The organism is Profundibacterium mesophilum KAUST100406-0324, assembly GCF_009835145.1.
GTDB lineage: Bacteria > Pseudomonadota > Alphaproteobacteria > Rhodobacterales > Rhodobacteraceae > Profundibacterium > Profundibacterium mesophilum.
In genome coordinates, this window is sequence record NZ_APKE01000022.1 from 36,619 (window position 1) to 49,977 (window position 13,359).

The 13,359-nt window shown below is 68.6% G+C and carries 13 protein-coding genes; 10 read left to right on the forward strand and 3 right to left on the reverse strand.

Annotated elements, in window-relative coordinates; translation table 11 throughout:
• Positions 1-32 precede the first annotated feature (32 nt).
• From PMES_RS09050 to ftsH, 10 genes are all read left to right on the forward strand, one after another.
• Positions 33-704 carry a hypothetical protein gene (locus PMES_RS09050; protein WP_159965392.1) on the forward strand — a complete coding sequence of 224 codons (672 nt, stop codon included), beginning with the start codon at positions 33-35 and terminating at the stop codon, positions 702-704.
• On the forward strand, positions 701-1,090 hold the full coding sequence (gene ybgC / locus PMES_RS09055; RefSeq protein ID WP_159965393.1) for a tol-pal system-associated acyl-CoA thioesterase: 390 nt from the start codon (positions 701-703) through the stop codon (positions 1,088-1,090). Before PMES_RS09050 ends, ybgC begins: the two co-directional genes overlap by 4 nt.
• Before the next feature lie 117 nt (positions 1,091-1,207).
• Positions 1,208-1,903: a protein TolQ gene (tolQ, locus tag PMES_RS09060; RefSeq protein ID WP_159965394.1), complete on the forward strand. Its 696-nt coding sequence runs from the start codon at positions 1,208-1,210 to the stop codon at positions 1,901-1,903.
• A complete protein-coding gene (tolR, locus tag PMES_RS09065) occupies positions 1,903-2,385 on the forward strand; it encodes a protein TolR (RefSeq protein ID WP_159965395.1) in 483 nt (160 codons plus the stop codon). Before tolQ ends, tolR begins: the two co-directional genes overlap by 1 nt.
• Positions 2,386-2,394: 9 nt before the next feature.
• Positions 2,395-3,612: a cell envelope integrity protein TolA gene (tolA, locus tag PMES_RS09070; RefSeq protein ID WP_159965396.1), complete on the forward strand. Its 1,218-nt coding sequence runs from the start codon at positions 2,395-2,397 to the stop codon at positions 3,610-3,612.
• 128 nt (positions 3,613-3,740) lie between these two features.
• Entirely contained in the window at positions 3,741-5,081 is a 1,341-nt protein-coding gene (gene tolB / locus PMES_RS09075) for a Tol-Pal system beta propeller repeat protein TolB (protein ID WP_159965397.1), read from the forward strand.
• Between the two features lie 95 nt (positions 5,082-5,176).
• On the forward strand, positions 5,177-5,737 hold the full coding sequence (gene pal / locus PMES_RS09080) for a peptidoglycan-associated lipoprotein Pal (protein WP_159965398.1): 561 nt from the start codon (positions 5,177-5,179) through the stop codon (positions 5,735-5,737).
• Positions 5,738-5,741: 4 nt separating this feature from the next.
• On the forward strand, positions 5,742-6,578 hold the full coding sequence (gene ybgF, locus PMES_RS09085; protein WP_159965399.1) for a tol-pal system protein YbgF: 837 nt from the start codon (positions 5,742-5,744) through the stop codon (positions 6,576-6,578).
• 47 nt (positions 6,579-6,625) lie between these two features.
• Entirely contained in the window at positions 6,626-7,870 is a 1,245-nt protein-coding gene (gene tilS, locus PMES_RS09090; RefSeq protein ID WP_159965400.1) for a tRNA lysidine(34) synthetase TilS, read from the forward strand.
• Between the two features lie 72 nt (positions 7,871-7,942).
• Positions 7,943-9,862, forward strand: coding sequence for an ATP-dependent zinc metalloprotease FtsH (gene ftsH, locus PMES_RS09095; protein ID WP_159965401.1), 1,920 nt, complete (start codon positions 7,943-7,945; stop codon positions 9,860-9,862).
• 100 nt (positions 9,863-9,962) lie between these two features.
• Here the strand turns inward: ftsH and folD are convergent, their stop codons facing one another.
• The 3 genes from folD to PMES_RS09110 form a co-directional block, all read right to left on the reverse strand.
• Positions 9,963-10,856 (reverse strand): bifunctional methylenetetrahydrofolate dehydrogenase/methenyltetrahydrofolate cyclohydrolase FolD, encoded by an 894-nt coding sequence (folD, locus tag PMES_RS09100; protein WP_159965402.1) that lies wholly within the window; start codon positions 10,854-10,856, stop codon positions 9,963-9,965.
• Between the two features lie 38 nt (positions 10,857-10,894).
• The gene (locus PMES_RS09105) at positions 10,895-12,571 is read right to left on the reverse strand and encodes a formate--tetrahydrofolate ligase (protein ID WP_159965403.1); all 1,677 of its coding nucleotides are present in this window, start codon (positions 12,569-12,571) and stop codon (positions 10,895-10,897) included.
• Between the two features lie 405 nt (positions 12,572-12,976).
• A complete protein-coding gene (locus PMES_RS09110) occupies positions 12,977-13,345 on the reverse strand; it encodes a PaaI family thioesterase (RefSeq protein ID WP_159965514.1) in 369 nt (122 codons plus the stop codon).
• Positions 13,346-13,359 lie beyond the last annotated feature (14 nt).

Sequence of the window (13,359 nt, forward strand, 5' to 3'; positions counted from 1 at the left end):
CCATCACCGCCCGCCGGCGCTAGCTCCGGCGCATGAGCCCTGATGACATCGCCGCCTGCTTCACCGGTCCCGACGGAACCTACCGCTTCGCGCGCTGGGGCCGCCCCATCGCGCCGGTCATCTTCGGCGTCGAGGAAAGCAGCCTCGCCGTTCTCAAGGGGGCGATCGAGGCGGCGGTCCACCTGGCGGGGCACAAGATGGCCGAGACCGACCCCGAACTCGGCGCCAATCTCATGATCTTCTTCTGCAGCGACTGGGCGGAGCTGACGCAGGTGCCCAATCTCGAGAAGCTCCTGCCGGGGCTCGGCGCACTGGTGCCGCGTCTCGAAGCCTCCGGCGCCGAGCGATACGGTACCTATCGCCGCGACGAGGCCGGCGCGATCAAGGCCAGCTTCTCGGTGCTGCGCATGGGACCTGCATTGCGCGCGGAACCGGCCGAGGACATCGCTCTCTCCGAAGCCGCGCGGGCGCTCCTGACCTGGTCGGAGACCGCGTTTGCCAGGCGTTCGGTGCTGGCACGGCATCCGGGCGGCGCCACGGTGCTCGCGCCGCATGTCGCCGCGCTGATCCGGGCCGCCTACGATCCGGTGATGCCGGTCAGTGCGGACGATCCCTCCCATGCGCTGCGTCTGGCCGCGCGCGTGTCGGCCGCAGGGGACGCGCGGAACGGCGATCTGGCGGTTGGCCCGGATGACGCGCCATGAGCCACAGCTTTTCCCTGCGGGTCTATTACGAGGATACCGACCTCGGCGGGATCGTCTACTACGCCAACTACCTGCGCTTCATAGAGCGGGCCCGCAGCGAATGGGTGCGCAGCCTCGGCATCGACCAAAGGCGCATGAAGGAAGAGCATGGCACCGTCTTCGCGGTGCGCCGCCTTGCCGCCGACTACCTTTCACCGGCCCATTACGACGACATGCTCACCGTGAACACGGCGCTCGTCAACGCCACCGGCGCCCGCCTGACACTCGAGCAGATCGTGCGGCGCGACAGGACTGATCTCTTCACAGCCCAGGTCACCCTCGCCGCGATCGGCCCGGACGGCCGCGCCGCCCGCCTTCCGGCAGAACTCCGCCGATTGCTGGGCTAGCTGCGCGCACCCCCACCGGGCCGGCCCGTATGGCTTGGCATCGGTGGCCCATCTGATGTAGCGTCTGTGCCGAGAAGAGCCCCATAGCGGCCCCACCCCCTTGACAAGAGCAGGATTATGGAAACGGAAACCCTTGCGCTGGCGCAGGAGATCGATTTCTCCATGTGGGCGCTGTTCGCGCGCGCCACACTCATGGTCAAGCTGGTCATGCTGATCCTCATCGTGGCCTCCTTCTGGGCCTGGGCGATCATCGTCCAGAAGCATCTGCTGTTCCGCAAGGCCCGCGCCGAGGCGCGCCAGTTCGATTCGGCCTTCTGGTCCGGCGAGCCGCTGGACGAGCTCTTTCACAAGATCGGACCGGAGCCCTCCGGCCGGTCCGAATCGGTCTTTGTCGCCGGCATGACCGAATGGCAGAGATCGCACCGCGCCGACGGAGCGCTCATTCCGGGCGCGCAGGCCCGCATCGAGCGGTCCATGGACGTGGCGATCGCGCGCGAGGCCGCCGAGCTCGACAAGGGACTGCCCTTTCTCGCGACGGTTGGCGCCACCGCGCCCTTCATCGGCCTCTTCGGCACGGTCTGGGGCATCATGAATGCCTTCGTCGAGATCGCCGAGCAGCAAAATACCAGCCTCGCCGTCGTAGCCCCCGGCATCGCCGAGGCGCTCCTGGCCACCGGGCTCGGCCTGCTCGCCGCGATCCCGGCCGTGATCTTCTACAACAAGCTCAGCGCCGACGAGGAACGCATCGTCAGCGGCTACGAGGCCTTCGCCGACGAGTTCTCCACCATCCTCAGCCGCCAGCTGGACGCCTGATGGGCGCCGGTGTCATCTCCAAGCAGCCGGGCGGGAGCCGCCGCCGGCGGCGCGGGCGCAGCCGCCCGATGTCCGAGATCAACGTCACGCCCTTCGTCGACGTGATGCTGGTGCTGTTGATCGTGTTCATGGTCTCGGCGCCGCTGCTGACCGTCGGCGTGCCCGTGAAGTTGCCGCAGACGGCGGCGCAATCGCTGCCGACCGAGCGCGAGGAGCCGCTGACCGTGACCCTCACCAATGACGGCCGGGTCCTGCTGATGGCGAGCGAGACGCCCTCCGACGACCTGATCGGCCAGCTCAGGGCGATCGCCGCCGAACGCGAAAGCACCAAGGTCTTCCTGCGCGCCGATGGCGACATCCCCTACGAGCGCGTCGTGCAGGTGATGGGCGCGCTGAATGCGGGAGGCTTCGGGAATATCGGCCTCGTGACCGACACGGGCGGCCCGCGTCTCGACGGCCCCGCCGCGACGCCCGATCGATAGGCCGGGCCCATGAGAACGGGCACCACGATTTCGGGCGTCGGGCATGCGGCCCTGATCCTGTTCGTCCTCTTCGGCGATCTGTTCTCCGGGCGGACGCCGCCGCCCCCGCCCGCCGCCGATGTGCAGCTGATCTCCGAAGAGGAGTTCGCCGCCCTGACCCGCCCCGAGGCGGCGCCGGAGGCCAGCGACGTGGCGCCCCCGCCGCCCCCCGAGACCCCGCAAGAGGAAACGCCGCCGCCCCCGCCCTCCGCCGAGCGCCCGCCCGAGCGTGCCGAAGCCCCCGAGGCGCGCGCCCCCGACACCCCCGAGACGGTGCCGGTCCTGCCGGAGCCGTTGGCCGAGGCCGAGGTCAGCGACACGCCCCCCTCCGAGCCCGCGCCGCCCGCCGCGCAACCCGACCTTCCCGCCGCGCCGCAAAGCGTGCCGCGTCCCGCCACCCGCGTGGCGCCCACGCCCGCGCCGCCGCCCCCGCCCGATGCCGAACGCGCGCCCGAGCGCACAGAGACCACCGCTCCCGAGCCCGAGGAGCCGGCCGACCTCTTTGTCGAGGAGGAGCCCCCGGCGGCGCCCGAGGAGGCCGTGCGCGAGATCGTGACCGAGGCCGAGACACCGGCGAGTGCCGAGGACGCGCCCGAGGAGGAGACGCAGGATGCAGGTCTCGGCCGCTCGCCCCGCCCGCGCAGCCGTCCCGAGCGCCGTATCGCCGCGCCCGAGGCCGAGCCTGAGCCCGAGCCCGAGCCGACACCAGAACCGGAGCCGGCGCCAGAACCTGCGGCGCAGACACAGAGGGCCGAGACCCCGCCCGAGCCGGCGGAGCAGACGCCCGACCTGAGCAACGCGGTCGACGATGCGCTTGCCGGGCTGATGGCGGAGGAGGCCGCGCCCGAGACAGGCGCGCCGGCGGGCCCGCCGCTGAGTCGCGGCGAGCGGGACGCCCTGCGGGTCGCCGTGCAGCGGTGCTGGGTCGTCGACGTGGGCTCCGAGGCATCCTCGGTCACCGTGACGATCGGGTTCGAGATGGATCGCGGCGGCCGCGTGGAGCCGGGCTCGCTGGAGCTGGTCGGCTCCAGCGGCGGCTCCGACAGCGCGGTCAAGACCGCCTACGAGGCCGGCCGCCGGGCGATCCTGCGCTGCAACGCCACGCCCTATGACATGCCCGCCGACAAATACGAGCAATGGAAGCAGGTCGAGATCACATTCAATCCAGACGACATGCGCACCAGATGACGCGGCGCCGCGAATATGTCACGCAGTGCCGGCAGGCACCGTGCCGCCGGAACCGAGCCGCACCGAGGAACTTGACCCAGATGACCGCCAACCGCCCCATACCGAAGCTTGCAAGAATGGACCCATCAATGACGTTGCGCTCCGCTTCCATCGCCCTGGCCGCCCTGATCGCCGGCGCGGCCGGCCTCGCAATGCCGCTCGCCGCGACGGCGCAGGATGGCCCCTTGCGCATCGAGATCACCGAGGGCGTGATCGAGCCGCTGCCGATCGCCTTGCCGACCTTCATCCCCGAAGGGGGCGCAGCCGGCGACTATGCCGAGCGCATCACGAACGTGATCGCCGCCGACCTCGAGGGGACCGGGCTTTTCCGGCGCATCTCGCAAAGCGCCTTCATCGCGCCCGTGACCGCCTTCGATGCCAATGTCGATTACGGCAACTGGAAAGCGATCAACGCGCAGGCTCTCGTCACCGGCGCGGTCAGTACCGACGGGGCGGGCAACCTGTCGGTCAAGTTCCGCCTGTTCGATATCTTCTCCGAGGCCCCCTTGGGCGAGGGGCTGCAATTCGGCGGCACGACCGCGAACTGGCGGCGCATGGCACACAAGGTCGCCGATGCCGTCTACAGCCGGATCACCGGCGAGACCGGCTATTTCGACAGTCGCGTCGTCTATGTCGGCGAGACCGGGCCCAAGAACGATCGGCGCAAGCGCCTCGCCGTGATGGATTACGACGGCGCCAACGCCCAGTATCTCACCGATGCCTCCTCCATCGTCCTCGCACCCCGGTTCTCGCCGCAGGGCGAGCGCGTGCTCTATACCAGCTACACGACCGGCTTTCCGCAGATCTACGAGCTGAACGTGGCGACGGGGTCACGCAACCCCCTTCCCGTGCCGGCCGAATCGATGACCTTCGCGCCGCGCTACGCCCCTGACGGGCGCACGGTGATCTTCTCGGCCGCGCAGGGCGGCAATACCGACATCTATCGCCTGCGTCCCGGCGGCCAGCCCGAGCGGCTGACCTCGGCGCCGGGCATCGAGACCGCGCCGAGCTTCTCGCCCGACGGCAGCCAGATCGTCTTCGAAAGCGACCGCTCGGGCAGCCAGCAGCTCTATGTCATGCCCGCGGGCGGCGGCGAGCCGCGCCGGATCAGCTTCGGTCCGGGCCGCTACGGCACGCCCGTGTGGTCGCCGCGCGGCGATCTCATCGCCTTCACCAAGCAGAACGCGGGCCGCTTCCATATCGGCGTCATGCGCACCGATGGCAGCGAGGAGCGCCTGCTGACCGCCTCCTTCCTCGACGAGGGGCCGACCTGGGCGCCGAACGGCCGGGTGATCATGTTCACCCGTGAAAGCGCCGGCGCCGACGGGCAATCGGGTCTCTTTTCGGTCGATATCTCGGGACGCAACCTCAAGCGGGTGCAGACCGAGACGGCCGCCTCCGATCCGGCATGGTCGCCGCTTCTCGACTAACCGCCCCACTTTCAAAATCCCGGCGGGATGCTAGGCTCGCCGCCATGATGGCACGGGGCCGCAGGCCCGCCGCAAAACCGACAGGACACAGGACTATGAAGATTCTCGGCAAGGCCACGCTCCTCTCCGTCATGCTGCTCGCCGCAGCCTGCACCAATGCCGACCGCTTCGGCACCGGCGCCGGCGCAGGCATGGATGGCGGCATGGGCGCCGGCCTGAATGGCGGCTTCGGCGACGGGGTGCCGCTCGGCAATGGCGGCGCCATCACGCAAGGCACGCTCGATCCCGCCTCCCCGGCCTATTTCGAGCAGACCATCGGCGACCGCGTGCTCTTCGAGGTGGACCAGTCCACCGTCTCGCCGAGCGGCCGCGCCACCCTCGACGCGCAGGCGGGCTGGCTCAGCGCCAATCCCTCCTATACCGCGATCATCGAGGGTCATGCCGACGAGCAGGGCACGCGCGAATACAACCTCGCGCTTGGCGCCCGCCGCGCCGCCTCGGCGCGCGACTACCTCGTCTCGCAAGGCGTCTCTTCGGGCCGGCTGCGCACCGTGACCTACGGAAAGGAACGCCCCATCGAGGTCTGCTCGACCGAGCAATGCTATGCCAAGAACCGCCGCGCCGTCACGGTCGTGGCCGCCGGGCTGAGCAGCTGATCGGATGCGCCCCTTCCGATATCTTCCCGCCCTCGCGCTGATCGCGGGCCTCGCCGCCCCCGCCTCAGCGCAGGACAACACCGCCACGCTCGCCGACATCCGTCAGGATCTGTCGGTCCTGACGACCGAGCTGGCAAAGCTGCGGCGCGAGCTGAGCACGACCGGCGGTGTTGGTGTCAACCTCGCCGGCACCTCGGCGCTCTCGCGCATCGACGCGATGGAGGCCGAGTTGCAACGCCTGACGGCGCAGAACGAGCAGCTGGGCTTCCGCATCGAGCAGATCGTGCGCGACGGCAGCAACCGGATCGGGGACATGCAGTTCCGCCTGTGCGAAATCGAGCCGGGCTGCGCGCTTTCCGATCTCGAGGATACCGTGCCCCTGGGCGGCAGCGCATCGGCGGCGCCGGCGGCAGCCCCCGCCTCCCCCATCACCGCCGAACAGCAGGCAGGACAGCTCGCGGTTGGCGAGCAACGCGACTTCGATCGGGCGAAGGAGGCCCTCGACTCCGGTAGCTTTCGCAGCGCCGCGGACCTCTTTGCGACCTTCACCGAGACCTATACGGGCGGGCCTTTGAGCGGAGAGGCGCATTACCTGCGCGGCGAGGCCCTGAGCGGCGCCGAGGACGACGCGGGCGCGGCGCGGTCCTATCTGGAGAGCTTCTCGAGCTACCCCGAGGGGCCGAGCGCGCCGCAGGCCCTGCTGAAGCTCGGGCTCAAGCTCGACGCGCTGGGCCAGCGCACCGATGCCTGCGCCACACTTGCCGAGGTGCCGCTGCGTTTCGCGCAGAGCGACGCCGCGATCGAGGCGCAGACCGCCCTTGCCAGCATGGGATGTCAGTGAGCGGGGCTGAACCCGCTTGCGATCCACCCGCCAGGCTCGATCCGGGCATGTTCGGCCGGTTTGATGCCGAACATGCCGCCGGCAGGCCCATCGGCATCGCCCTGTCGGGCGGCGGTGATAGTACGGCCCTTCTGCACCTGGCAGCTGAGCGCTACGGCGCGGAGGCGCTGAGGGCCGCGACGCTCGATCACGGCTTGCGGCAGGGATCGGCGCAGGAAGCGCGGCTTGCCGCGGCCCGCTGCGCGCGGATCGGCATCGCGCATGAGACCCTCTTCTGGAACGGACGCGCGGCGACGGGCAACCTGCAAGATGCCGCGCGCCGTGCCCGCTACACGGCTCTGGCGCGCTGGGCGCGGGGTGCCGGGATCGCGCTCGTCGCACTCGGCCATACCCGCGACGACAATGCCGAGACGCTGCTGATGGGGTTGTCGCGCGGTGCCGGCCTCGATGGGCTGAGCGGGATGCGGCGGGATTTCACGCGCGATGGCTGCCTTTTCCTGCGACCGCTTCTGGACTGCTCGCGCGCGGGGTTGCGTGCCTTCCTCGTTGAGCGGGGCCTCGGCTGGAGCGAGGATCCGGGCAATACCGATACCCGCTTCGACCGGATCAAGGCGCGCCGGGCACTGGAGGCGATGGCGCCGCTGGGCATCGACGCGGCGACGCTTGCGCGCAGTATCGCCAATCTGCGCGGCAGCCGCCTTGCCATCGACGAGCGGATCGCCGCCTGGAGCCGCGATCATGTCATCGCGGATCGGGGAGATCTGCTGATCGACGCGCCCGCCCTAGGACGGCTGCCCGACGATCTCGTCAGGCGGCTTCTGGGTGCCGGGCTGCGCTGGATCTCGGGGCGCGATTACCCGCCGCGGGCGGCCGCGCTGCTCGATGCGGCGGGCGCGCTCCTCGCGGCGGAGAACCGGGAGGCACCGCCCGGCCGGCGAAGCCTGCATGGCTGCCTGTTGCAGGTGGCGCGCGGCCGGTTGCGCCTGTCGCGTGAGCCTGCCGCCGCCCTTCGCGCGCCCGCCCGGCCGGCGGGGACGGTCTGGGACGGGCGCTGGATCATCGAAGGCGCCGCCCCCGCCGGCGCCATGACGCGCGCCCTGGGCGAGGCAGGCCTTGCCGATTGCCCCGCCTGGCGCGAAACGGGCCTGCCGCGCGGCAGCCTGCTCGCCTCTCCGTCGCTGTGGCAGGGCGACAGGCTGCTTGCCGCCCCCCTCGCGCGGCCCGATTCGCAGCGTCGTGCCGTCATGGCGGGAAACCGCGACGATTTTACCGCGACCCTGCTCTCGCATTGAACGTGCCCACCTGATAGCTATCTATCGTGCAACCGGTCATCTTCGGCCGGACGAAATTCATGGGAGAATGCCGTGGGCAACGCGCGCAACATAGCCTTCTGGGTCGTTCTGTTCCTGCTGATACTGGCGCTGTTCAACCTGTTCTCTGGCGGACCGACCAGCATGTCGTCGCGGTCGATCAGCTATTCGGAGTTCATCGCGGCGGTCGATGACGGGGACGTCACCTCGGTCACGCTGGACGGCGAGCGGGTCCTGTTCAGGGGCACGGACGGAAACGATTACGTGACCATCCGCCCCGATGGCGCGGATCTCACCGAGCGGCTCATTGAAAACGACGTGACCGTCAAGGCCGAGCCGCAGGAGCAGTCGGGCTTTACCACCATCCTGATGACCTTCTTGCCGTTCATCATCCTGATCGGCGTCTGGATCTACTTCATGAACCGGATGCAGGGCGGCGGCAAAGGCGGGGCGATGGGCTTTGGCAAGTCCAAGGCCAAGCTGCTGACCGAGAAACACGGCCGCGTGACCTTCGACGACGTGGCTGGCATCGACGAGGCCAAGGACGACCTCGAGGAAATCGTCGAATTCCTGCGCAACCCCCAGAAGTTCTCGCGTCTGGGCGGCAAGATCCCCAAGGGCGCGCTTCTCGTGGGTCCTCCGGGCACCGGCAAGACGCTGCTGGCGCGCGCGGTCGCCGGCGAGGCGGGCGTTCCCTTCTTCACCATCTCCGGCTCCGATTTCGTCGAGATGTTCGTGGGCGTCGGCGCCAGCCGCGTGCGCGACATGTTCGAGCAGGCCAAGAAGAACGCGCCCTGCATCGTCTTCATCGACGAGATCGACGCGGTCGGCCGCTCGCGCGGTGTCGGCTACGGGGGCGGCAATGACGAGCGCGAGCAGACGCTGAACCAGCTTCTGGTCGAGATGGACGGCTTCGAGGCGAACGAGGGCATCATCATCGTCGCGGCGACCAACCGCCCCGACGTGCTCGATCCCGCCCTTCTGCGTCCGGGCCGCTTCGACCGCCAGGTGCAGGTCCCGAACCCCGACATCAAGGGCCGCGAGAAGATCCTCGGCGTGCATGCGCGCAAGGTGCCGCTCGGACCCAATGTCGACCTGCGCATCATCGCCCGCGGCACGCCCGGCTTCTCCGGTGCCGACCTCGCCAACCTGGTGAACGAGGCTGCGCTGATGGCGGCGCGCGTCGGCCGGCGTTTCGTGACGATGGACGATTTCGAGAACGCCAAGGACAAGGTCATGATGGGCGCCGAGCGCCGTTCGATGGTCATGACCGAGGACGAGAAGAAGCTCACCGCCTATCACGAGGCGGGCCATGCGATCGTCGGCCTGAACGTTCCCGAGCATGATCCGATCCACAAGGCGACGATCATTCCGCGCGGCCGTGCGCTCGGCCTCGTCCTGTCGCTGCCCGAACGCGATCAGCTGAGCGTCAGCCTGAAGAAATACACCTCCAAGATCGCCATGGCGATGGGCGGCCGCGTGGCCGAGGAGTTGATCTTCGGCAAGGAGAACGTCACCTCCGGCGCCGCCTCCGACATCCAGCAGGTCAGCAAGATCGCGCGGGCCATGGTGACGCAATTCGGCTTTGCCGAGGAACTTGGCTATGTCGATTACGCCAATGAGCAGCAATCCTATCTGGGCAGCTATGGCGGCGGCGCGAGCCATTCCGCCGATACCCAGAAGCTGATCGACGACAAGGTGAAGGAGATCGTTGATACCGGCTACGAGACCGCGAAGCGCATCCTCACCGAGAAGCGCGACGACCTCGAGCGGCTGGCGCAAGGGCTGTTGGAATACGAGACGCTGACCGGCCCCGAGATCATGAAGGTGATCAACGGCGAGACACTGACCCGGGGCGATGACGACGACACCCCCGACCAGGGTGACACGCCCTCCGTGACCGCGATACCGAAGACCAAGCCGAAGCCGAAAACCGACGGCGGTCTCGATCCCGAACCGGAGCCCAGCACCTGACACCTGCTGCCACCGCACAAACGAAAGGCCCGCCGCGTGATCCCGCGGCGGGCCTTTTTCCTGTCCGGGCGCCTATCCCTCTACCCGTCTGCTGGCACCGTCAGGCGGTCAGGCCCACCGGCTCCGGCAATCCGTTCTGCCGGCAGCAGGCGGTCAGCGTGTTGGCCAGAAGGCAGGCGATGGTCATCGGTCCCACCCCGCCGGGAACCGGGGTGATGGCCCCGGCCACCGCGCTGCAGCTCTCGAAATCGGCGTCACCGACGAGGCGCGTGCCGCCATCGGGCTTGGCGATCCGGTTGATCCCGACATCGATCAGGGTCGCGCCGGGCTTCAGCCAGTCGCCCCGCACCATGCCGGGCCGCCCGACCGCCGCCACGACGATATCGGCGCGGCGCAGGACCGCAGGCAGCTCGCGCGTGCGCGAATGGGCGACGGTCACGGTGCAGCTGTCGCCGAGCAGGAGCTGCGCCATCGGTTTGCCCACGATGTTCGAGCGGCCCAGGACGACCGCCTCCAGCCCCGACAGATCGCCGTGATGGGCGCGCAGCATCATCAGGCAGCCAAGCGGCGTGCAGGGAACCATCGCCTTCTGTCCCGTCCCCAGGAGCCCGACATTCGAGATGTGGAAGCCGTCCACGTCCTTGGCCGGATTGATCCGCGCCATGACCTTGTCGGCATCCACATGGCCCGGCAGGGGCAGCTGCACCAGGATGCCGTGCACCGCCGGATCGCCGTTGAGCCGGTCCACGAGCTCCAGAAGGGCCGCCTCGCTCACCGTCTCGTCGAGACGGTGCTCGAAGCTGCGCATGCCAGCCTCGCCGGTCTGCTTGCCCTTGGCCCTGACATAGACCTGGCTTGCCGGATCCTCTCCCACCAGGACGACCGCGAGTCCTGGCACGATCCCCTGCCCCTCGGTCAGTTTCGTGACCTGCGCCGCGACACGCGCGCGCAGCTCGGCGGCGAAGGCCTTTCCGTCAATGATCGTGGCCGTCATCTGTATCCCTTGCTCTTTTCTCGGTCACCGCGAGCCCGTCAGAACAGGCCCTCGATCTGGCCCGCCTCGTTGAGGCGGATCGCTTCGGCCGCCGGGCTGCGGGGCAGGCCCGGCATGGTCATGATCTCGCCGCAGATCGCGACGACGAAGCCGGCCCCGGCGGAAAGGCGCACCTCGCGCACCGGCACACTGTGCCCGGTCGGCGCGCCGCGCAGCGCCGGATCGGTGCTGAACGAATATTGCGTCTTGGCCATGCAGACCGGCAAGTTCCCATAGCCCTGCGCCTCCCAGGCATGCAACTGGTCGCGGATCTTCTTGTCGGCGATCACCGCATCGGCGCGGTAGATGCGTTTGGCGATCGTCTCCATCTTTTCGAAGAGGCCCATCTCGTCGGGATAGAGGGGCGCGAAATTGGCATCATCGTGATCGGCGATCTCGGCCACGCGCCGGGCAAGCGCCTCGGTGCCCTTGCCGCCCTCGGCCCAGTGCCGGCACAGGATCGCCTCCGAGCCCTGCCCCCTGACGAACTCATCGACGGCCGCGATCTCGGCCTCGGTATCACCGTGGAAATGGTTGATGGCGACCACCACCGGCACGCCGAAACTCTTCACGTTCTCGATGTGACGGCCAAGATTGGCGCATCCCTTGCCCACCGCCTCGACATTCTCGGCACCAAGATCGGCCTTGGCCACGCCGCCGTTCATCTTCATCGCGCGCACGGTCGCGACGAGTACGACGCAGGAGGGCGCGATGCCGGCCTTGCGGCACTTGATGTTCATGAACTTCTCGGCGCCCAGATCGGCTCCGAAGCCCGCTTCCGTGACCACGTAATCGGCCAGCTTGAGCGCCGTCGTCGTCGCGATCACGGAGTTGCAGCCATGGGCAATGTTGGCGAAGGGGCCGCCATGCACGAAGGCGGGATTGTTCTCGAGCGTCTGCACGAGGTTGGGCTGCATCGCATCCTTCAGCAGCACCGTCATCGCCCCGTCGGCCTTGATGTCGCGCGCGTGGATCGGGGCGCGGTCACGGGTATAGGCGACGATGATGTCGCCGAGACGCTTTTGCAGGTCCTTGAGCGAGCGCGCGAGGCACAGGCAGGCCATCACCTCGGAGGCGACGGTGATGTCGAAGCCCGCCTCGGTCGGGAAGCCGTTCGCCACACCGCCGAGAGAGGCGGTGATCTGCCGCAAGGCACGGTCGTTCATGTCCATGACCCGGCGCCAGACGATGCGCCGCGTGTCGATCCCGAGCGCGTTGCCCCAGTAGATATGGTTGTCGATCATCGCGCTCAGCAGGTTATGCGCGCTGGTGATCGCGTGGAAGTCGCCGGTGAAATGGAGGTTCATCTCCTCCATCGGCACGACCTGCGCATAGCCGCCGCCGGCCGCCCCGCCCTTCATCCCGAAACACGGCCCGAGGGACGCCTCGCGGATGCAGATCGCGGCCTTCTTGCCGATCGCGTTGAGCCCGTCGCCAAGGCCCACGGTCGTCGTGGTCTTGCCCTCCCCCGCGGGGGTCGGATTGATCGCGGTCACGAGGATCAGCTTGCCGTCGGGGCGGTCTTGAACGCTGTCGATGAACCGCTGCGACAGCTTGGCCTTGTCATGCCCGTAGGGCAGCAGGTCCGCCGCGTCGATCCCGAGCTTGGCGCCGATCTCCTGGATCGGACGTTTGCTGGCTTCGCGGGCGATCTCGATATCGGTCTTGAAACTCATCTCGTCAGCGTCCTCCTGCGCGTTGTCTGCTTCTGACGATACCCATCGGAACTGGCAAGGGCGGCGCGTTTTGCGACCATCCCACCGGTGCTTGCGGCCCGGAGCCGCGCGCGTTTCCCGATATGCGCCCGGTGCGGTGCCGAAAGGATTCGTCGTAGCCACTGCAAAATGAGGGAACCACGAGAGGGTCGGCGAAGTTACGCTCATAACAACATGGAGTGGATACGATGCTCAAAGCGACCCTTGCAATTCACGGTGGTTTCGTTCTCGGCCTTCTTCTGGCGGCATCGACGCTCCTGTGATCGCGAACTCTCCCATCCTTTCGCGTATCGGTGCCGGCTGAACGGCCGGCACCCCGCGCCGCACTGCCCCCGATCACTGGCATCTGCCATGGGACGGCGAGTGTCAGGGCGCGACCGGCACCATGGTGCCCAGAAGCAAGGCGACCTGCCGCCGCTCCCCCGCATTCCAGGCATAAACCGAGGCACTGACCACGATCAGCCTACGTCCCGCCTTCACCACCCTGCCATCCGCCGTCAGATGCGTTCCGAGCGCCGGCGCCAGCAGGTGGATCTTCATCTCCGACGTCATCACCTCCCGGTCCTCGGGAAGCCCGGTCAGGGCTGCGTATCCGGCGGCCGAATCCCCGATCGAGAATGCCAGGCCCGCGTGACCGGCGCCGTGCTGCTGTGCCGTCTGCGCGCGCAGCGGCGCCTCAATGACCGCATGTCCGGGCTCCAGCACGGTCAGCTCGGCCCCCAGCGTATGCATCATGCCCTGCGCCGAGA